We start from the raw sequence: 20,110 nt of genomic DNA, 5'->3' as shown, positions 1-20,110 counted from the left end.
GGTAGGAATTTGTGAGGGTTGTTTCAGTGGTTGCAGCGTTAGTCTGCCGAATGAATCTGGATTTGCTTGCCATGACGGTCGATCTTCACGTTGAGAGCCTTGCTTAAAGCTGTCAAGAGTATCTGGTCGTTGCCGTTCGGTAAAGTGCCGGTCATTTTCTGCTCTAACAGCTGCTTGTCGGTCACTTCTATTTGTAGGCCGTAGGTTTCTTCCAGCATCTGCACAATTTCCGCTACTGTGCTGCCATCGAAACTCAAGCGGCCGTCCGTCCAAGAAGAATAGAGCGTAGGGTTCACCACGCGTTTCACAGCCACTGACTTCGTGCTGCTGTATTCCACCAATTCGCCAGGTTTCATAAGCACCTGCTCGGTGCGCGCCTGGCGGTGGTTAGTGAGCTGAACCTTGCCGGAGTTGAGTACCACTTGCGCTTTGCCGTGGCGGCTAAGCACGTTGAATTTAGTGCCGAGCACGGCTACATCGAGCGTGCCAATATGTACTACGAATTTGGCGTTCGATGGCGCTGCCGCCACGTCTTGCATAGCGGCCGGAGCTGTGTGTTGCACAGTGAAATATGCTTCACCCGATAGCCATACCTCGCGTGGTTGATTGGAAGCCCAATGCGCGGCCGTTTTTAAAGTGGAGTTGGCGTTGAGCACCACTTCCGAGCCATCGGGTAGTGATAGCTTCCGCTGTTGGCCGTAAGGCGTCACGTACCGAACAAGGTTGGGAGGGGTTGTAGTCTCGCGCTGTAGCCAGTACGTAGTGCTGCCACCTATTAAAACCAGCGCTGCTGCCAGAAGCTTCAGCACTTGGGTCTGGCGTTGGCGCCGGGTGCGGGTCAGCAAGGCCGGCAACTCGTGCCGACTAGATTGCTGGATGGCCGCTAAGAGCTTGCGCGACTCTTGCTGCTTGATATGGTCAGGCACTGAGCGCTGATTGGCCGCCAGCAACCGTAGTAACTCAGCCGCCTGATAAAAATCCGCAGCCCGAGCCGGATGTTGGCTGATCCAGGTTTCCCAAAACCGAAGCGAATCCTCGTCAGTATCAAGGGCGTAAGCTTGAAAAGATTCGTCGGTGAGAAACTCCTCAACAGAGTACGAGTCGTACGTCATGTGAAAGCTGTGTAGGGAATAATGCTGTTTTAGCTTTTATATCTCCTATCACGGCTACGCCAGTATTTTATACTCATACCTTTCCAACTTTTTTCTTGAAAAGCCCAACCCTACCCACTTCAATCCGTACCCCCACCTTTTAAATTTAAGTAAATCAAGTAATTATATCTAAATCTTAGTTGAAAGCACTCGCTATTGCGAAATAAACAGCATAAACAAAGAAGCAAGTAGAGCTTTGCGAAGCGCTTGCAGAGCCATAAAAACAAGATTGCGTACTGACTGAATATTAAGTGACATCACCTCTGAAATCTTCTCGTAGGAGAACCCATCAAAGAATTTCAGATACAGCGCTTCCCGCTGCCGCTTCGAGAGTTTGTTGAGTGCTGCTAGCAACTGTTGACTTTGCTCTTGTGTGTTTTGCTGCTTGATCAGGAAGTCTTCGTAAGAATAGGTAACGTCGAAAGTATCAGAATAGCTTGGGAGCAGCCGGTGCTGGCGCAGTAGCTTGGTTTCGTCGCCTATGTGGCGGCGCAGGGCCTTAAACAGATACGGTTTCACAACTTGCACTGAGCGCAGATTCTCATGGCGGCGCCATAGTTTCTGAAACAGGTTCTGAATGCAGTCTTTCACCAATTCTTCGTCGCCAGCTAGTTTTAGCCCATAATGAAAGAGGGCATCGTAATAAACCTCGAAAAGCGTTGCTAACGCCTGCGAATCACCCATCCGAAAATTGTCCCAAAGTTGAGTTGCATGCTCTTCGGTCATTAGGGTGAGTGGGTTTCGTAGCGCTTGGTGTAGTAAATAAACCAGAAATATTCTTGTTGGAAAGGAAGGCTGCTATATTTCCTTTGATTCTTACTCTTTTTGAAACGCTACGCTACCACTTTCTGGTCTAGAAACTAAATACCTGAAAAAGCAGTCATTGTTTGCGTATTAAATAAGCGTTCAACGCAGGGCGGTGGCCAGTATAAACTGGTTGTAAGCTATCGTTGGATTTGTTGGCTAACACAAATATCTTGTTGTGCACTAATGGCTTGCGCTCCGTGTTGCGGTGCAACCTGCCGTGTACCCGCGTAGACCTTAGTTGAAGTTGGCCGAGTAGTGGGAGGGGGCCGTCCGTGCGGCCCTGGCAATTCCGGTTGTTGCACTGCTCGCACAGTAGGTGTTGCTGCGAAAAGGGCGCTTGAAAACAGACCCTATTACCTATCTTTGTCTCCCTTCCCCAAACACTTTCGACCCCCAATCTCTGTATGAAGTTCATCGTCTCGTCTTCCGCCTTGCTCAAGCAGCTTCAGAGCATCAATGGCGTGGTCACGAACAATCCCGTGGTGCCGATTCTCGAGAATTTCCTCTTCGAGATTGAGGAAGGTAAGCTAACAATTACGGCCTCTGATCTGGAAACCAGCATGATGACGGAGCTGCCCGTGGAAGCCCGTGAGGCCGGCCGCATTGCGGCTCCTGCCCGCATCCTGCTCGATACCCTCAAAAACCTACCCGATCAGCCTGTAACCTTCACGCTAGACGAGGAAACTTACACCATCGAAATTGCGAGCAGCAACGGCCGTTACAAGCTGGCCGGCGAAAACGCTACCGATTTCCCGCGCGTGCCGGTAGTAAAGGGTTCTACGCCCATCGAAATTCCATCGTCGTCGCTGGCCCGCGCCATCAACAAAACCATCTTTGCCGTTAGCACCGACGAGCTGCGCCCGGCCATGACGGGTATTCTGGTCCAGCTCGCCGACAATCAAGTTACGTTTGTAGCCACCGACGGGCACCGCCTGTTGCGCTACCGTCGCTCTGATGTAGGCGCCGGTCAAACCGCCAACCTCATCATTCCGCGGAAGGCCTTTAACCTGCTGAAAGGTGCTCTACCTTCCGAGGCTACGCCAGTAAAAGTGGAGTTCAATAATTCCAACGCCTTCTTCAGCTTCAACCAAATGCGCCTCGTGTGCCGTTTGATTGATGAGCGCTACCCCGATTACGAGAACGTAATTCCGGTGAGCAACCCCAACAAGCTCATCATCAGCCGCCAGGAAATCCTGAACTCGGTGAAGCGCATCAGCATCTACTCCAACAAAACCACTCACCAAGTGCGCCTGCGCCTCGCGGGCTCCGAGCTGACGGTTTCGGCCGAAGACCTGGACTTCAGCAACGAAGCCAACGAAAAGCTGCCTTGCCAGTACGACGGCGAGGACATGGAAATTGGCTTCAACGCCAAGTTCCTGCAGGAGATGCTGTCCAATATCGACTCCGAGGAAATCACGCTCGAACTGAGCACGCCCAACCGGGCTGGTTTGCTGATGCCTACCCTCACCGACGACAACGAGAACATCCTGATGCTGGTGATGCCCGTGATGCTCAACAACTACGTCTAACCACGGAATTGGCCGGATTATTCGGATTACACGAATCTTGTAGACGGCAGGCCGCCGTAAGGTTTGTTTGCTGCTATCCGGCTTACGCACTCTGTGCTATTCCACTCCGACTAGCTGTTTGGTGACCGACCACCCGAATACCGTTAACATTCGCCGTAAGGCCACAGGCGCTTAGCTCAAACGCTACGCGCAGCCGTTCACAAAATCTGTGTAATCCGTTAAAATCCGCGTTAATCCGTGACCAAGAAATCCGAAATCCGCTTCAGCATTGCCCTCGACGACCAGAAAGTGCCCGAGGCCATTAGCTGGACTGCTACCGATGCCGGCCCCGATATTCACTTCGCCAAGGCTATCAACATTGCCCTTTGGGACCGGGACGAGCGGGGTACCATGAAAATCGACTTATGGACCAAGGAAATGCCCGTCGATGAAATGAAGCGCTTTTACGTGGATACCATGGGTGCCATGGCCGAAAGCATCATCACAGCCACCAACGACTCGGTGATGGCTACCAAGATGCGCAACCTGTGCAAGGAACTCATGAGCCACATCGAAGAGGAAGAAAGCAAGCAGCAGTAGTGCACTTGCACTTAAATCCCTAGCACTACTACTACTGCCTGGCAACAAAAAGCCCCGTTAGCAATTGTGCTGACGGGGCTTTTTGTTGATGTAAAGAGAGCTTCTTTTTTATCGGCCTTGCTTGGGGGCCGGGGTGCGCGACGGCGCAATAGTGGCCCCACTAGAAGCCGGTGACGGATTCTGCACCGACTTTACGAAGTTGGAATTGACGTTGGCCGTGCGTGAAGCATAGTCCCGGTCATACTTGCGGTATGTAGAGCGGGAGCCGTAGTAGCTGCTGTACTGATCGTTGGAAAGAACAGCTTGGAGCTCTTTATCACGCTCTTTGCAGACTTCATCGCACTGCTGGGTAATGAGCTGGTTGTTGCCGGCATTACGTTGCTCGATGGCCGCCATCTTGGCTACTTTGTCTTCGTTGATGGCGCGCAGACGAGTGGACTGGTAGCCATTGAGGCGCAAATCGCGCGCCATTTGGTCGGAGAGGCTCTTGGCGCGCTCCTGCACCTGGGTAAGGCGCGGCGGCGACTGAGCTTTTTTGGCAGGAGCGAGGGAGGGCTGTTGCTGAGCCTGGATGCTAAGTGTACTAGCAAGCAGCAAGGAGGCGATGGCAAGTTGCTTTCTCATCGGTCAGATAGGTCAGTGGAAAGTTAAAAGAAGACATCCAGCTACTTATCGATAAGTCGAGAGCTGCCGGATGTCTTTTGTTAACGAAAAATAATGCCAAGGAGTTTATTTTTTCTGGCTGATTGTTGAGTAGCTGATTGTTTACCACTTTGTCAGAACGACCAACCATGCAATAATCTACCATTCAAAACTTGTTTTTCCACATCATCGACTCCACTGGCTTGTCGGTACGGTCGTTGTATTTGGCGTTGGCCTTGCGATTGTAGAAGGTTTCGACGTTGCCTTGCACCGTGAAATAAATAAGCTGCCCAACAGGCATACCGTAGTAAACCCGCACGGGCATCGACACGCTTATTTCCAGCGTCCAGTGGTTGCAGAAGCCGATGTCGCCTTTGCCCGCGGTGGCATGGATATCAATACCGAGCCGGCCGACGCTGCTTTTGCCTTCGAGGAAAGGTACGTGGGCGTGGCTTTCGGTGTACTCTTCGGTAACGCCTAGATAGAGCACGCCGGGCTGTAAGACAAACCCCTCGGCCGGAATTTCAAATTGCTCGATTTCATTGTGCTTGCGAGCATCCAGTACAGCGTCGCGGTAGGTAGCCAGGTAACGACCCAGGTGCACGTCGTAGGAGTTGGTGCCTAGGCAGGTGCGGTCATAAGGCTCGATGATAATGTTGCCCCGCTCAATTTCGGCGAGAATCTGCTGGTCGGTAAGGATCATGGATTGAATTCTGAATTAGTAATTCTGAATTCTGAATAAGTAAGCTGCCTTCTGAAGAACGATAAGTTGCCGTAAACCACTCCAGCTGTTCACTTAATTCAGAAACCAGAATTACTAATTCAGAATTTCTAGTTGTCTTCCTCGTCTTCGTAACGGTCTTCGGGAAGGGCATTGGCGGAGCGGCGGGAGGGAGGAGTGCCCGTCTGGCGGTCTAGTTCATCGGTGAGGGCGTCGAGGCGAGTACGCATGTCGGGCAGGACGCTGGTGACCAGGAAAAGCAGCAGTAAAACCGAGGCACCCGACAGCATCAGGGTCAGGTAGTCCACCCAATCGTGCTGAACTGCTTTGTCGAGGGAGCGGGGGCTGGTGCTCGTGGTGGAAGCAGGCGTGGCCTGGGCGGCGGGCGCGGCATCCTCGGGTGTAGTTGTTAGGGGCGCGTCGATGTCGGCGGGGGGCACGGCGGCGCCATCGGCGGCTAGCTCATCGGGGGCGGCATCTTCGGAGGCATTGAACTGCGCTGCGCTTTGCTGAATGAAGCGCTCCAGGCTCCTTATTAAGGACACTCGCTCGTCGCGGGGCAGTACCCGGACAAAAAACTCGAAATTTTTGTCAACCACGATACTGCGCAGCTGCTTTTCAAATTCTGCCAGATCGGTGCGCCCCCGGCCAAAGCGGTTTTTGTAGCGCTCCGACACACCATTGTAGTTCTGGAACAGCGTCTGCAAATCGGTGCGGCCGTCGAAGTCGTTGAAGTCTTTGCGGGCTTTGGCCGTACGCAGCGATACTGGAAACTTACGCCGTGTAAACGACTTATCGTACACGGTTTCCATGGTGCGAAAATTAAGCTCGTCAACGGTGCGGTCGAACAGGCGTTTGTTGGCTGCGGCGGCCGATTCGGTTTGAGCCCAAAGGCTGCCAAGCAAGGCCAGCCATAAAACCAGGAATAGCGGCAGTAACAGTCGAAGTCGAGGCATAGGGGCAAGAATGTTTAGCGGCAAAGGTAACCGCTGTTTCCCCGGAATCTACTGCTAAAACCGATTTGGTTGGAATTGTGTGCTGGTATTCCTGCTCTAAACTATAGTTAATGGGTTGCGTGGTGCAGAAGTAAAAGCGTAATAACTGAAAGCGTAATTAACTCTTGGTGGATAGTGCCATTGCGTGGTTTTATTGAACAGTGATTTCTATTTCACATAATATAAAATTGTACTTCTTGATATTTTATTTGCAACAGTTATTTAATTTATGCGAGCTGCTTGAACACGAGGTTAATAAAACCTATTTGATTTCAATCAAGCTGATGGTGCCTATTACATACAGTCCATACAAGAGTGAAAAGACTGTTATCAAATTGTTAAATATAAGTCTCTCAAGCACTTTAAATCGCATTTATACTATTTGCATTATTGTAAGCTTACTTATATTATTTTTATATAATCAATATAATATCTTTTTTAGTGAACTATAAACAAGCCATTATTATTACTGCCACTGAATAATACGTAGCTAAATTTGATGCCGGTTTCTGTACGCGGTTTTAGTTCATGTATTTTCCGGAAGTTTCAAATAAGGTTTTCTATTAATGAATAAAAAACTACTTGGATGCAGTAGCATACTGCTGTTGCTGCCATGCTTTGCCTTTTATCCGGTAAGTATTGGCCTTCATCCTTTCTGGCAAGCGCCACTCCTACAAAACACCGAGGAAGCTTTTGAAACCGGGAGCAAGCCCGCCTATCCTAGCGGCACGGTGGGCCTTACTACGGGCAATTGGGTGCTTAACGATGCTGTGCTAGGCAACACGGCCGCCGACCACAAAAATGGCAACCAGGCCGTCCGCCTGCAGCAAGGCGGCACCCTCACCATGGATTTCTTTGTGCCTACGGGCGCTGCCACCGTGACGGTGCAGCACGCCGTGTATGGCACCGATGGCAGCAGTAGCTGGGAGCTTTTCGCGCAGTCGGAGTCATGCAACTGCAACAAGTGGACGAAGGTGGGCCAAACGGTACTGACTTCTTCGGCTACGTTGCAGGCGGTGGCTTTCACGGTTAATATTCAGGGTCGGGTAAAGTTCGAGATTCGGAAAACCTCGGGCGGCCGAGCCCGCCTGAACATCGACGACTTCGTGGTGACGGAGTACGGAAGCGCGCAGCCTTCCGCCGACAACGACAACCTGGCCTTAGGCAACCCGAGCGGAGCCATTGCCGATGTAAATAGCCCCAACAACTATTTGCTGGTGAAGCCGCAGTTTACTATTGGCTATAACCGCGACCAGGGCAAGCCAAACTGGGTATCCTGGCACATCGACAATGAGGACCGGGGCGGCATCGACCGGCAAGACGACTTCCGCAACGACACGGCGCTGCCGGCTGGTTGGTATCAGGTGCAATCCAACAGCTACGTGGGCAGCGGCTTCGACCGGGGTCACAATTGCCCATCGGCCGACCGCACGGCGAGCGTGGCCGACAATTCGGCGACCTTCCTGATGAGCAATATGATGCCGCAGGCCCCCAACAACAACCAGCAGACCTGGGCGGCTCTGGAAAACTACAGCCGGACGTTTCTGCCCAACAACGAAGTGTATGTGATATGCGGCAGCTACGGCGTGGGCGGCCGGGGCTCGAATGCCGATACTACCCTCACCAGAACCATCGACCAAGGGCGCATTACCGTGCCGTCGCGGTGCTGGAAGGTGGTGGTGATTCTGCCAGTGGGCGACAACGACGTTTCCCGGATTAACGCCAATACGCGGGTTATTGCCATCGATACGCCCAATATCAACACGCTGGACCAGAATTGGGGCACCTACCGCACCACCGTTGACGCAATTGAGCAGGCGACGGGGTACGATATTCTTTCTAGCCTGCCGGTTAACGTGCAGACCGTGATTGAGTCGAGAGTCGACAACGGTCCGGTTTCCTGATTCCCACTTCCTTCTTCACTTGGTTTTTCAGCTTTGCTGTCATTATATGAGCATGACTTCTAATCTGTTGCGTCCTGGCCGACCGAAATGGATACTTAACAGGCTGCTAGTCGGCATTTTCAGCTTTGCCTTGCTGGTTCCTGGCAGCGCCAAGGCCCAACTGGTGCTTACTGGCGCAGCACCCAAAACCGAGAACTTCGACGGCATGGGCAGCAGCGCTACGGCGGCAGTGCCGGCGGGCTTTAAGTTGTCGGTAGGGGCTACGGTTTCTTATTCTGGTACTACTACTACGGCCACTACCCGTTCTGGCGGCACATCGGGCACTGGTGCCATGAGCGTCAACTCTGGGGGCGGCGACTACAACTTTGGAACTGGTGTTACGGCTACGGCCACCGACCGGGCTCTAGGTTTTCTAACTAGTAGCTCTGCTGCTTCGCCGCGCCACATTTTGTTGGCCATCAAAAACAATACGGGAGCAGTTATCCAAAATTTAACTGTCGACTACAACATCGAGAAATACCGCACGGGGATGAGCAGCTTCGTGTGGAAATTCTACGGCAGCACCGACGGCACTACCTGGGCCGAGCAAATGGCCGGCGAGGCAACCTTTGCCGCTGGCACTGCCAATGCGGTGGTTGATCCAGCTGATCCAGCTTTCAGCACCACCCGAACCGTCACGCTATCTAATATCAATCTGCCCGTTGATGGCCTGTTTTACCTGCGCTGGAGCCATACGGGTGGTCCTTCAAACGGGCAGGCTTTGGGCCTCGATAACTTGGTGCTGACGCCGACCTTGTCGACGGGTAACCCCACGCCGGTTGCTACTATTACCACGGCGCCTTCAACTTACAACAGCCCCTTTTGCTTGAGTGCAGGTGCGGGCAGCGCGCCGTTTGATGTAGCTTACACTACGTTGGGCACCTTCACCGGGACTTTCAAGGTGCAGCTATCCAACGCCGCGGGGACATTCCCGGCCAATACCATTGACAACATTATCGGCAGCGGGACTTCGCCTATTGCGGCGGTTGTTCCGGCTGCCACGCCGAACGGTACTGGCTACCGGGTCCGGGTGGTGAACGACGAACCTGTAACCTACGGCACCAATAACGGTGCCAACCTCACGGTGGCTTCAAGGCCAACTTCTAACGCGGTTGGTGTTGCCCCGGCTGGTCCGCAAACTGTTGTGGCGGCGGGTACTGGCGCCACGCTAACCGCCACGGCGGCCACTAACTCAACGTTCAGTTGGCTATACAGCACTTCCGCCGCGGGGCCATTTACTACGGCTATTGCTGGCGCTACGAGTGCCACGTATCAGCTTAAGGGTTCGGATTTCGGCGCAGTCGGCACTTACTACGTGGTAGCGCAGGCCACGCTTACCACCACCTGTGGTTCGGTTGAAGGACTAAGCTCGCCGGTAACTGTGATGGTATCGGCTTCAAACCCGGAAGTTGTGGCAACGCCAACCGCAGTACCCGATTTTGGGCGGGTTGCGGTGGGGGCGGCTTCGGTGCCTAAGAGCTTTGCGGTGAGTGGTACGGGCCTGACGGCGCCGCTGCTCGTCACGCCCCCGGCCGGATTCGAAATTCGGACGGGCACGCAGCCTTTCGCATGCTGCGTAATTGAATTACAACCTACCAACGGCACGGTAAGCGCCACGACCATAGAAGTGCGTTTTGCACCCACGGCCGCGCAGCCTTACCAGGCCACTATTCCGGTGAGCAGCACGGGCCTGCCGCAGCAAACGGTAACCGTTAGTGGTAGCAGCCAGGCACCCGTGTATCCGGCAACCGTGAGCACGACTACGCTAACGAACATCCTGCCGACGAGCGTCAACACCGGTGGCACGGTGGAAGGTGACGGCGGAAGTAGCGTTACCGCGCGCGGCGTGGTATGGGGGTTGCTGCCAAATCCGGTGTTAGGCAACCTGAAAACCACCAACGGCGACAGCACGGGTACTTTCACTAGCGCCATCACCGGCCTGACGCCGGGCACTAGCTATTACGTCCGCGCCTATGCTACCAACAGTGCTGGTATTGCATACGGCGAAGAATTTAGCTTTACCACCGCCACTGTGCCGTTGGCGGTTGAGCCTACGCAGTCGGCGACGGTAGCGGCGCGTGAGGTGACGGGCACGTCGCTGAAGCTAACCTTAACGGGCGGCAACGGCGCTAAGCACTTGGTGCTGGCTCGCATTGGTAGCGCGGTTGATGCGGTGCCGGTTGATGCTACCACCTACCGCGACAGTACGGCCTTCGGGCGGGGTGCCCGGTTAGGTACCAGCAGCTACGTGTTGTACGCCGGCAGCAACGACACCGTGGTCGTTACCAACCTGCGGCCCAATACCCCGTACGCGTTTGCCGTCTTCGATTATAACGACAACGACACGCCCTATGCCGAAAATTACCTGACTACTACGCCGGGTATTATTACGCAAACCACCCCGGCCATACCGGCGGCTATGTTGCTGGAGGAAAACTTCGCTTACACGGCCGGTACCCTGCTGACGGCCAACAACTGGACTTCGCACAGTGGCACTTCTAACTTTATTCCGGTATCAAATCCAGGGTTGAGTTATGCAGGCTACGGCGCCAGCGGCATTGGCAATGCCGCAACCCTAACCACGACTGGCCAGGATGTGAATCGTGCTTTTGCCCCCGTTTACGCCCGGACGCCGGTGTATGCGTCTTTTGTTGTTAAAATAACGGGCAGCTCTACCACCGGTGACTACTTCTTCCATTTGGGGCCGGCCACGCTGGCTTCCAACTTCAGAAGTCGGGTGTATGCCCGCAGAGGTTCTTCGACCAGCAAAGTGCAGTTCGGCGTCAGCGACAACAGCAGCAACATCGTGTACGGCACCGAGGAGTACAACACGGGGGATACTTACTTACTGGTGATGAAGTACACCTTCGACGACAACGGCAGCACTACGCAACTGTTTGTAAATCCTGGACTAACGGAGCCCACTGCGGCTACCGTCGGGGTGACGGATGCTGGCAACTCACCGGCCGACATCGGTACGGTGGCGTTGCGGCAAGGCAGTACCACGCCCAACTCGGTGATTGACGGGATTCGGATAGGTACTTCGTACCGGGTAGTACGCACGGGCCTCACCTGCCTGGAACCAACCGCCGCTTTTGCCGCCAATACAGTTTGCGTAGGTATACCCACGGCTTTCACTGATTCTTCGCGCGTAGTAGAATCGAATGCCAACTATGCCTGGGATGTAAACAACGATGGCGTTGTGGATTACACCACCAAAGGCAGCATCACGCACACTTACAGCGCGGCAGGCACTTATACAGCCAAGCTTATCATCACGCAAGGCACTTGCTCCGATACCATCAGTAAGCAGGTAACGGTACGGGCATTGCCCACGGCTGCGCTGAGCGGTTCGGCCACCATCTGCGCCGGCACCAGCACCCCGCTGACGCTGCACTTAACCGGCACGGCGCCATGGCAAGTAGGCTACTCAGCGAATAATGGCGCTGCTATTTCGTTAACCGTAAGCGCCGCTGATTTGGATGCTAATGGGAATTACACCTTTGCGGTACGCCCAACTGCTAACACAACATACAGTCTGGTTAGCCTAACCGATGGTAACTGCACGGGCGATAGGCTAACGGGTACGGCTACGGTAGCCGTAAATACACGGCCTGAACTGACGGTGCCCACCGTGCCGACGGCCACGGCCGCCTATGGGCAGCGGTCTGCTTCGGTCGTTTTTGCCGCTACGGTTACCGGCACCCCGGCGCCCGCCATTACTTACTCGGCTGTATTGAATGGGGCCGCAACGCCTATTACTTCGCCTTACAACTTCCCGATCGGTACGACCACTGTGACGGCCACCGCCACTAACAGCTGTGGTGCCGCGACGCAAACTTTCGAGGTGAGGGTAGAGGCCACGCCGGCTAGCTTAAGCGTGCAACACCAGGACGCTGATGGTCAGCTTACCAACAACGCCATCAAGCCCAACCTGCAGCTCGTCAACCTCACCACCGCGGCTATTCCCTACCAGGAACTAACGGTGCGTTACTGGCTGACGGTGGAAGACTACGCCGCCCTGCAAGTGGTAACCGACTACGCCCAACTCGGGACTCGTAACGTGCAGACGCGCTACGTAGCATTGCCGCAGCCTTATCAAGGGGCCTTCGGCTATGTGGAGTACAGCTTCACGGCTGCGGCCGGCAGCTTGCCTGCCCGTGGCAATTCAGGAGCTATTCAGTCGCGCCTGGCCAAGCAGACCCAAACCAACTTCAGCGAAGCCGATGACTATTCGTACGCCGCCAACCGCACGTACCAAACCAACGACCACATCACCGTTTACCGCAACGGCTTGCTGGTAGGAGGGGTGGAGCCGGCCCCGGTAGCGGCGGCACCGCGCTTCACCGTCTGGTCGCAGAACAAGAGCAGTCAGCCAAACTCCAACACCATCAGTACCTATCTGCAGGTTCGTAACGAAGGCAACACGCCGGTAGCCTACCAGGACCTGACGGTGCGCTACTGGTTTAGCCCGGAAGGCACGCAACAGCTCAATTCGTACATCGACTACGCGCAGCTAGGAGCTAACAACGTGCAAGTGACTTTCGGCCATGCTGGTACGGAAACCTATGCCGAACTGCATTTTGCCGCCACCCTCGGTAGCTTCTCGCCGCTCAGTTTCACCGGCAACGTGCAGTATCGCCTAGCTAAGTCTGACTGGTCGAACTTCGACCAAGCCAACGACTTCTCGTACCAGGTAGCGGCTTCGGCACTGGCTGCAAACCCGCACATCACAGCCTACGTGCAAGGGCAACTGGTATATGGCGTAGAGCCCACCGGTGCCACCCCAACGGCTGCGCGCGGCCAAGGCAGCACTGCATTGGCTGCCAAGCCAGCTGCCGGAGTCAGAAGCGTAGTAAGCAGCTACCCCAACCCCTTCACGGGCAGCACCACCATTACGTTCACCGCCGCACAGGCGCAGGATTACCAACTGGAAGTTTACGACATGCAGGGCCGCCTCGTTAAGCACTTGCAAACCGGCAAAGCCCAAGCCGGGCAGCTGGTGCAGGTGGAGTGGCAAGCAGCCAGTGTTTCAACCGGCGTGTACATGGCTCGCCTCACCACCGGTACTACGGTGCAACAGCTCAAGCTAGTGGTTCAGTAAACCTAGCCACCCAGCCACAGAAAAAGCCGGCCCTATTTAGGGCCGGCTTTTTCATTTTCTAGCTATCCTAAAGGTGAAATGGTGAAAGGTGAAGTTGTGCTTCTATTCACAACTTCACCTTTCACCATTTCACCTTTAGGATAGTCCGTGCGCCTCGCGCATAGACTCGCGGCAGGCAGTGAGGTACACGTCTACCAGGTCGTCGGTAATGGCGGTGCTCACGAATAGGGCTTCGTACTGGGCGGGCGCCAGGTAGATGCCGCGGTGCAGCATAGCTTGGAAATAGCGGCCAAACGCTTCGGTATCGGAGTGCTTGGCGTCGGCGAGGTTGTGAACGGGCTTGTCGGTGAAGAACACGCTGAACATCGAGCCTACTTGGTTCACCGTGTAGTTCAGACCAAGCTCGGCGGCAATCTGCCGGGTACCGTCGGCGAGGCGGGTGGTGATGCGGTTTAGCTCGTCGTAAAGTTCGGGGTGTTCTTGCAAATAGGTGAGCTGGGCAATGCCGGCGGCAGTGGCAATAGGGTTACCGGAGAGCGTACCAGCCTGATAGACCTTGCCCGCGGGAGCTACATTGTCCATAATATCCTGCCGGCCGCCGTAGGCTCCTACGGGCATGCCGCCCCCGATGATTTTGCCGAGGGTAGTCATATCAGGGGTGATGCCATACAACTCCTGCGCGCCGCCGCGGGCCAGGCGGAACCCGGTCATCACCTCATCGAAAATAAAGACAATGCCGTGCTGGGTGCACAAGTCGCGCAAACCTTGCAGGTAGCCTTCCTGCGGCGCCACCAAGCCCATGTTGCCCACTACCGGCTCCAGAATCAAGGCGGCTACTTGGCCCTCATTCACCTTGATAATTTGTTCAACGGCAGCCAGGTCGTTGTAGGGAACTGTCAAGGTGTCCTGGGCTACGCCTTCCGTAACGCCCGGCGAATCGGGGGTGCCGAGGGTGAGGGCACCCGAGCCGGCGGCAATCAGAAACGAGTCGCCGTGGCCGTGGTAGCAGCCCTCGAACTTGATGATCTTGTCGCGCCCCGTATAGCCCCGTGCTACCCGAATAGCCGACATCGTGGCCTCCGTACCCGAGTTAACCAGCCGCACCTTCTCGATGCTCGGCACCATCTGCTTGATCAGCTCGGCCATTTCCACCTCGCGGCGCGTGGGTGCCCCAAACGACAAAGAAGCCGGAATAGCCGCCTGCACCGCTTCAAGCACTATTTCGGGTGCGTGACCCAGAATCATGGGCCCCCAGGAGTTGATAAAATCCAGGTACTTATTACCATCAACATCCGTCAGCCAGGCACCTTTGGCAGACTGCATAAACACCGGGTGCCCACCCACCGCGCGGAAGGCCCGTACCGGCGAGTTAACACCACCGGGAATGTGGTTTTTTGCCCGCTCGAAAAGGTCGGCGCTGGTGGTGAGGGAATATTGCGTGGGAAGTACTGCGAACTGAGACATGAGCGCTGAATGATGCGGTGAATTAGAGTTAAATCAATAAGTAGTAGGTTGCTCACCACTCATTACCTAGTACTTGCTACTGAATATAACCTATCGGATGCCCACTGGGTTCAGCACTTCCAGCTCCAGATGCTCTAATTTTGTGAGCGGTACGTACTGGTTGTCGTGGGCACCGCCGGGGTAGCCGATGCCTTGAAATACCGCTCCCGACACCGGACCGGCATTGGTAAGCTGCTGCTGAAACGCCGGTCCATTCAGGTGGAGCTGCGAACCAAAGTAATACAGCAGCTCGAAGCCGGTAAACGCAAACACGGAAGGCGGCAGGTTCTGGCGCTGAACATAAAGCTGCCGAAACCGCTGCACCCCGAAGCTGCTCCGGTCAATGTACTTCGGGTGCACAAAGTACACGTCGCGGGCATCGAGCTGGCCTAACCCTATGCGGTTGTTGTCGAGCCAGGAGGCGTAGGTGAACAGGGGCGGCCGGGCATCCTGGGCTTTGAGGACATTGAGGGTGTAAGGGCCAATTTTCTTGTCATCAGAAGCTACCACCAAGTGGCCGACGTTTTTTAGGTCGAGGCCAGCAAAGCCCGCGCTCAATGCCTCATCGGTGTTGGCATTAACGCGGCGCATCTCCACCACCCGGCCCCCGAGCGCCTCGTACGCCTGTTTGTAGGCCATACCGAAAGTAGCTTCATCCCGGGTATCATCGTAGAGCACCACTGCCGTACGGGCTCCACCCAAGCGGGTGTAAGCAAACTGTGCCGCCTGCCGGGCCTGCGTGGCCAGGCTAGGTCCGAAAAGGTAATGCCAGGAGTTATCGAGCACCAAGTCGCCGTCTTGGGAAAGCGGATTTACGCAAACAATCTGCTTCTGCTGCGCATAGCGGGCCAAAATCTTGCTGCCCGACTTGTACACTGGCCCAATGATAAGGTCCATGCCGGCTAGCTCGGGCAGGGCCAGTACTTGCTTGAGCTGCAGCGTATCGGCGCCCGTGTCGTAGGCGAAAAGCTGCACCGGATGGCCTTCGCGCTGCAAGGAATCCTGCGCGAGTCGTAGCCCGGCGTAAAGGTCGGTCACGAACTGATTTTTGCGGCGCGTTTCCCAACTCGGGTCGTCGAATTCGAACGGCAAGAGCACGCCTATAGTATAGGTGCTCTTTTTGAGGGCGCGCGGGCGCGGCGTATAGCGGCTGCGGTCCAGCGCAAACTGCGTAATCAACTGGTCGAGCTGGCCTTTGTCGGTGTCAGTATACCAGCCACCGTTGGCTAGTTTATCGGCGTAGGCGCGGCCCAAGGCCACTTCCTGCGGATAGGTTTTTAGCAGATTTTGAAACGAGGGCTTGTCTTTCACGCGGGGCAGATACACCGCCTTCATGTTCTCGCGCTCCTGAACCAGTTTGTCGGCGGGCAGCAAGGCCAGCACTTTCAAGGCGTTGTCGAAGTCGTTTAACTCGAACGACACCTGGCCTTGCAGAAACAAGGCCTCAGGCATGCTGGGCCACTGCGGATACTCGCTGCGCAGTAGATTAAGCATCTGCTCGGCCTCGGCCCACTTCTTGGCGCGGGTGGCGGCCACTGCGTATAGATAAGCGGCCTCTGGAGCTTGCTTGAACTGGTTGCCCGGTACCGCCGCGGGCTCCAACTCGGTCATGGCCAAGTCGTAGCGGGTCTGCCCGATGAGGGTTTTGCCGTTTTTGTAGCGCGTGTTTAGGTCTTTGGAGCCTAAGTTGGCTGGCAGGGGCGGACCAGCGGGTTTGGGGGGCGTTGTAACTGTTTTGGGAGCAGCGGTAACACCGGCAGTTGCTGGTTTAGCTGTGGTGGATGCCGCGGGCTTGGTGGTTGTAGAGGTGCCAGTGGCCGCGGGTTTGCCAACAGTTGATGTGCCAGGCTTGCTGGTGGTGGTAGTAGCCGGTTTGCTGGTGGTAGGGGCTGGAGCGGCGGGCTTGCTGGCCGGCGGCCGGGTAGTAGTCGGCTTAGGCGTGGTTTGTTGAGCTTGATCGGGCAGGGCCAGCGTCAAGCAGCAACCCAACGCGGCAAGTCGCACAAAAGAGAAAAACGGCATAAGCCAGGAAGCCAATAAGTGAGGCGTAATAAAGTCAAGCTGCAACACTGCAGTTTGCGTTCAAATGTACGAAGGAAGGTTGGGGAAGGTATACGTGCGCAAGGGGTGCTACACTTCGTGATAGTGTTACTATTATTAATAAGGTAAAGCCTATCTAATGCCACCCGATAACTGATCGGATATTCGGTAGCTGCTTACCACTGATGCAGGCTAAAAGGCTCAACTTCCTGCCTACCTGTTTACACTCGATTTTAATGCCGAATTAAGCTCCATTTAATGATTTTTTAAGTCGGTGCATTTCTCGGTGAAATATCTTTGTATTCAAGAACAGCAGGCCAACACGCTCTTCTTCGCTACACACGAGTGTTCTAGTATTTCCACTGATGATAGTAAAACTATCATAGATGATATAGTTGCTTTATTTTCTTCTTATGGAAACCAACCCTTTTATAAGCACTCAATTACGAATCGAGCTAAACGAGCGGTTGTACCTGCGCGACCCGCAGGACACCGACCTTGGCCGCCGGCTAATGGCTGAAAGCGTGAAGCTGATCGATGAAATTGGCTTCGAGCAATTCACCTTCAAGCGGTTGGCGCAGCGCATCGAATCCACGGAGGCGTCGCTATACCGCTATTTCGAGAACAAGCACCGGCTATTGGTGTATCTGGTGTCGTGGTACTGGGCCTGGCTAAGCTACCAAATGCGGTTTCACACCCACAACGTGCCGAGTCCGGCCGAGCGGCTGCGGCTGATGCTGCGCATTCTCACGCGCGGCCACCAAACCGATGCGGCGGCTACGCAAGTTGATGGGGCCGCCCTGTACCGCATTGTCGTGAAGGAGGCCTCGAAAGCCTACCTCACCAAGGATGTCGACGAAGACAACCAAGCAGGCTTGTTCCGGGAGTACAAGCGGCTGGCAGCAGGTATAGCCGCCGTGGTGAGTGAAATCAATCCAACTTATCCGTACCCGCATATGCTGGTAAGTACACTGCTGGAAGCCGCGCGCAAGCAGCTGTTTTTCGCGCAGCATCTGCCGTCCCTCACCAACACGGCCGCGCAGAAAACCACCGAGGAAACGGTCTATGCTTTTTTGGAAAACCTGGTTTTCAAGGCCTTAACTTAACCACCGGCCACCGATTCAATAACTCCTGCCAACCGCACCCTCCGGGGCTGACGGTCAACTACCGTGCTCTTCGTCGGCTGGAATAGGCTGAAACCCGTCCCCGCCAATTCACCAACGAGCAACTACAAACCAGAAACCTTCTCTAGAAATGGCCGACACTCATCTTGCTGCTCTCACGCCGGTTCAGCGCCTTTTCCGCTTACTCGGCGCCGAGCGGCGCGACATCACCTACCTGTATGTGTACGCGGCGCTAACCGGCCTCATCAGCTTGTCGTTGCCGCTGGGCGTACAGTCGGTTATCGGGTTTGTGAGCAGCGGCGACGTTAGCACTTCTCTGGTGGTGCTCATTGTATTTATTGTGGTGGGCACGCTGCTGGTAGGGGGCTTGCAGGTGATGCAGGTGTACTTGGTTGAGTTCATTCAGCAGCGGCTGTTTGCCCGTGTCAGCTTCGATTTTGCGGTGCGCTTGCCACGGGTGCGCACCGAGTCGCTGGATGGGCAATACCTGCCCGAGCTGATGAACCGCTTGCTCGACACGCCGACCCTGCAAAAAGGACTTTCCACGCTGCTGGTTGAGTTTTCGGCAGCGGCGGTGCAGCTCTTGTTTGGCTTGCTGCTGCTCTCGTTCTACCACCCCATCTTCATAGCGTTTGGCTTGCTGCTGGTGGGGCTGCTGGTCCTCATGATTCGCTTTACCGGTCCTAAAGGCCTGATTACTAGCCTCACCGAATCGAAATACAAGTACCGGGTGGTGGCTTGGCTCGAAGACGTGGCTCGCACCGTGCACACCTTCCGGCACCCGCCGCGCCAGCAGCTGGCCCTCGACCGCACCGACAGCCTGGTAGAAGGCTATCTGGCCGCCCGCAAAAGTCATTTCAAGGTGCTGCTAACGCAATATTGGGGCTTCGTGGCTTTCAAAACCCTTATTACGGCCGCGCTGCTTATTATCGGGTGTTGGCTCTTGATTAGCCGCCAAATCAATATTGGGCAGTTTGTGGCCGCCGAAATCGTCATCATTCTCACTATCTCGGCCATCGAGAAAGTGCTGCTTAAGTTGGATGTGGTGTACGACGCCTTAACCTCGCTCGACAAAATTGGGCACGTGCTCGACCTGCCGGTAGTGGAAGGCCACGTGGGGGCGGCGCTGCCGTTGCCCGCGGCCCGGCAGGGGCTGCGCGTGGAAGTGCGGCACCTTACCTATCACTACCCCGGTAGCGCCCGGCAGACGGTGCAGGACGTGTCGTTGGAGCTGGCGCCGGGCGAGCATGTGGGCCTAGCAGGCTTCGATGACTCGGGCAAAAGCACGCTGCTGCGTATTCTGGCGGGTTTGCTGGAAGGCTATACCGGCGTAGTGGCCTACGATGGGCTGGCGATGCAGGATATTTCGTCAGCCGCTCTCGGGCAGCATATCGGCGATACGATTTCCCACCAAGACCTCTTCGACGGTACGCTGCTCGAAAACCTTACCCTCAGCCAAGCCGGTATCCAACCCGACGATGTGGCCTGGGCCCTGGAGCTGGTCGGCTTGCGCGACGACACCTACGCCCGCCCGTTGGGTTTGAATACGCCCCTGGGCGCCGGAACACCCCTCGCCGACAGCACCCGCCAAAAGCTACTGCTGGCCCGGGCCCTGGTGCGCCGCCCCCGTCTGCTGCTGCTCGGCAACTTCCTGCCCGGCGTAGAGCCTGCTGAGCGCCTGCGCATTCTGCGCCGCGTGCTGGCTCCTGAACACAGCTGGACCGTGCTGCTGGCTTCCAACGACACCCGTGTACTGGCCCTGTGCCCCCGCTTGGCCCTGCTCCGTGACGGTCGCCTTCTCGCCGACGGCCCTTACTCCGACCTCAGCCGCCGCCCCGAAGTGCAAGAGCTGCTGGGGGAGGTGAGTGAGTGAAATAGTGAATGAGTGAAGTAGGCTACGTCAGCATGAAGCCGCGCCATTCGCGCCATAGGCTACTTCACTCATTCACTCATTCTCTCATTTACTCAATCA

13 protein-coding genes are annotated in these 20,110 nt (G+C 55.5%); 6 read left to right on the top strand and 7 right to left on the bottom strand.

Annotated elements, in window-relative coordinates; genetic code table 11:
* Window positions 1-38 precede the first annotated feature (38 nt).
* Window positions 39-1,112: a FecR family protein gene (locus tag VF639_RS24140; protein WP_331148525.1), complete on the bottom strand. Its 1,074-nt coding sequence runs from the start codon at window positions 1,110-1,112 to the stop codon at window positions 39-41.
* A 192-nt stretch (window positions 1,113-1,304) separates the two neighbouring features.
* Complete coding sequence (locus tag VF639_RS24135) at window positions 1,305-1,877, bottom strand: RNA polymerase sigma factor (RefSeq protein ID WP_331148524.1); 573 nt, start codon at window positions 1,875-1,877, stop codon at window positions 1,305-1,307.
* Between the two features lie 485 nt (window positions 1,878-2,362).
* On the opposite strand from VF639_RS24135, the gene dnaN reads away from it, so the two are divergent.
* Together dnaN and gldC are read left to right on the top strand one after the other, a co-directional pair.
* Window positions 2,363-3,487 (top strand): DNA polymerase III subunit beta, encoded by a 1,125-nt coding sequence (dnaN, locus tag VF639_RS24130; RefSeq protein WP_331148523.1) that lies wholly within the window; start codon window positions 2,363-2,365, stop codon window positions 3,485-3,487.
* A gap of 237 nt (window positions 3,488-3,724) precedes the next feature.
* Window positions 3,725-4,066, top strand: a complete 342-nt coding sequence (gldC, locus tag VF639_RS24125; RefSeq protein ID WP_331148522.1) for a gliding motility protein GldC — start codon at window positions 3,725-3,727, stop codon at window positions 4,064-4,066.
* Between the two features lie 108 nt (window positions 4,067-4,174).
* Here the strand turns inward: gldC and VF639_RS24120 are convergent, their stop codons facing one another.
* The 3 genes from VF639_RS24120 to VF639_RS24110 form a co-directional block, all read right to left on the bottom strand.
* Complete coding sequence (locus tag VF639_RS24120; RefSeq protein WP_331148521.1) at window positions 4,175-4,690, bottom strand: hypothetical protein; 516 nt, start codon at window positions 4,688-4,690, stop codon at window positions 4,175-4,177.
* Window positions 4,691-4,874: 184 nt separating this feature from the next.
* Window positions 4,875-5,411 (bottom strand): dCTP deaminase, encoded by a 537-nt coding sequence (gene dcd, locus VF639_RS24115; protein ID WP_331148520.1) that lies wholly within the window; start codon window positions 5,409-5,411, stop codon window positions 4,875-4,877.
* 128 nt (window positions 5,412-5,539) lie between these two features.
* A complete protein-coding gene (locus VF639_RS24110) occupies window positions 5,540-6,385 on the bottom strand; it encodes a hypothetical protein (RefSeq protein WP_331148519.1) in 846 nt (281 codons plus the stop codon).
* 605 nt (window positions 6,386-6,990) lie between these two features.
* Here VF639_RS24110 and VF639_RS24105 point away from each other — a divergent pair.
* Together VF639_RS24105 and VF639_RS24100 are read left to right on the top strand one after the other, a co-directional pair.
* Window positions 6,991-8,328 (top strand): DNA/RNA non-specific endonuclease, encoded by a 1,338-nt coding sequence (locus VF639_RS24105; RefSeq protein ID WP_331148518.1) that lies wholly within the window; start codon window positions 6,991-6,993, stop codon window positions 8,326-8,328.
* A gap of 46 nt (window positions 8,329-8,374) precedes the next feature.
* Window positions 8,375-13,471: a cellulose binding domain-containing protein gene (locus tag VF639_RS24100; RefSeq protein WP_331148517.1), complete on the top strand. Its 5,097-nt coding sequence runs from the start codon at window positions 8,375-8,377 to the stop codon at window positions 13,469-13,471.
* A 135-nt stretch (window positions 13,472-13,606) separates the two neighbouring features.
* Here the strand turns inward: VF639_RS24100 and hemL are convergent, their stop codons facing one another.
* Both hemL and VF639_RS24090 read right to left on the bottom strand, forming a co-directional pair.
* Window positions 13,607-14,935 (bottom strand): glutamate-1-semialdehyde 2,1-aminomutase, encoded by a 1,329-nt coding sequence (gene hemL, locus VF639_RS24095; protein WP_331148516.1) that lies wholly within the window; start codon window positions 14,933-14,935, stop codon window positions 13,607-13,609.
* Between the two features lie 90 nt (window positions 14,936-15,025).
* The gene (locus VF639_RS24090; RefSeq protein WP_331148515.1) at window positions 15,026-16,996 is read right to left on the bottom strand and encodes an ABC transporter substrate-binding protein; all 1,971 of its coding nucleotides are present in this window, start codon (window positions 16,994-16,996) and stop codon (window positions 15,026-15,028) included.
* 431 nt (window positions 16,997-17,427) lie between these two features.
* Between VF639_RS24090 and VF639_RS24085 the strand changes: the two genes are divergently transcribed.
* Both VF639_RS24085 and VF639_RS24080 read left to right on the top strand, forming a co-directional pair.
* Window positions 17,428-18,120: a TetR/AcrR family transcriptional regulator gene (locus VF639_RS24085; RefSeq protein ID WP_331148514.1), complete on the top strand. Its 693-nt coding sequence runs from the start codon at window positions 17,428-17,430 to the stop codon at window positions 18,118-18,120.
* Between the two features lie 148 nt (window positions 18,121-18,268).
* On the top strand, window positions 18,269-20,011 hold the full coding sequence (locus tag VF639_RS24080) for an ABC transporter ATP-binding protein (RefSeq protein WP_331148513.1): 1,743 nt from the start codon (window positions 18,269-18,271) through the stop codon (window positions 20,009-20,011).
* Window positions 20,012-20,110 lie beyond the last annotated feature (99 nt).

This window comes from Hymenobacter sp. (assembly GCF_036387835.1).
Classification (GTDB): Bacteria; Bacteroidota; Bacteroidia; order Cytophagales; family Hymenobacteraceae; genus Hymenobacter.
This window is presented reverse-complemented; position numbering and strand designations above follow the sequence as displayed.

Excerpts from the sequence above, each read along its gene's own strand:
- VF639_RS24110 (WP_331148519.1), bottom strand. The coding sequence starts at position 6,385 with ATGCCTCGACTTCGACTGTTACTGCCGCTATTCCTGGTTTTATGGCTG.
- VF639_RS24090 (WP_331148515.1), bottom strand. The coding sequence starts at position 16,996 with ATGCCGTTTTTCTCTTTTGTGCGACTTGCCGCGTTGGGTTGCTGCTTG.
- dcd (WP_331148520.1), bottom strand. The coding sequence starts at position 5,411 with ATGATCCTTACCGACCAGCAGATTCTCGCCGAAATTGAGCGGGGCAAC.
- hemL (WP_331148516.1), bottom strand. The coding sequence starts at position 14,935 with ATGTCTCAGTTCGCAGTACTTCCCACGCAATATTCCCTCACCACCAGC.
- VF639_RS24105 (WP_331148518.1), top strand. The coding sequence starts at position 6,991 with ATGAATAAAAAACTACTTGGATGCAGTAGCATACTGCTGTTGCTGCCA.
- VF639_RS24120 (WP_331148521.1), bottom strand. The coding sequence starts at position 4,690 with ATGAGAAAGCAACTTGCCATCGCCTCCTTGCTGCTTGCTAGTACACTT.
- dnaN (WP_331148523.1), top strand. The coding sequence starts at position 2,363 with ATGAAGTTCATCGTCTCGTCTTCCGCCTTGCTCAAGCAGCTTCAGAGC.
- VF639_RS24100 (WP_331148517.1), top strand. The coding sequence starts at position 8,375 with ATGAGCATGACTTCTAATCTGTTGCGTCCTGGCCGACCGAAATGGATA.
- VF639_RS24135 (WP_331148524.1), bottom strand. The coding sequence starts at position 1,877 with ATGACCGAAGAGCATGCAACTCAACTTTGGGACAATTTTCGGATGGGT.
- VF639_RS24140 (WP_331148525.1), bottom strand. The coding sequence starts at position 1,112 with ATGACGTACGACTCGTACTCTGTTGAGGAGTTTCTCACCGACGAATCT.
- VF639_RS24085 (WP_331148514.1), top strand. The coding sequence starts at position 17,428 with ATGGAAACCAACCCTTTTATAAGCACTCAATTACGAATCGAGCTAAAC.
- VF639_RS24080 (WP_331148513.1), top strand. The coding sequence starts at position 18,269 with ATGGCCGACACTCATCTTGCTGCTCTCACGCCGGTTCAGCGCCTTTTC.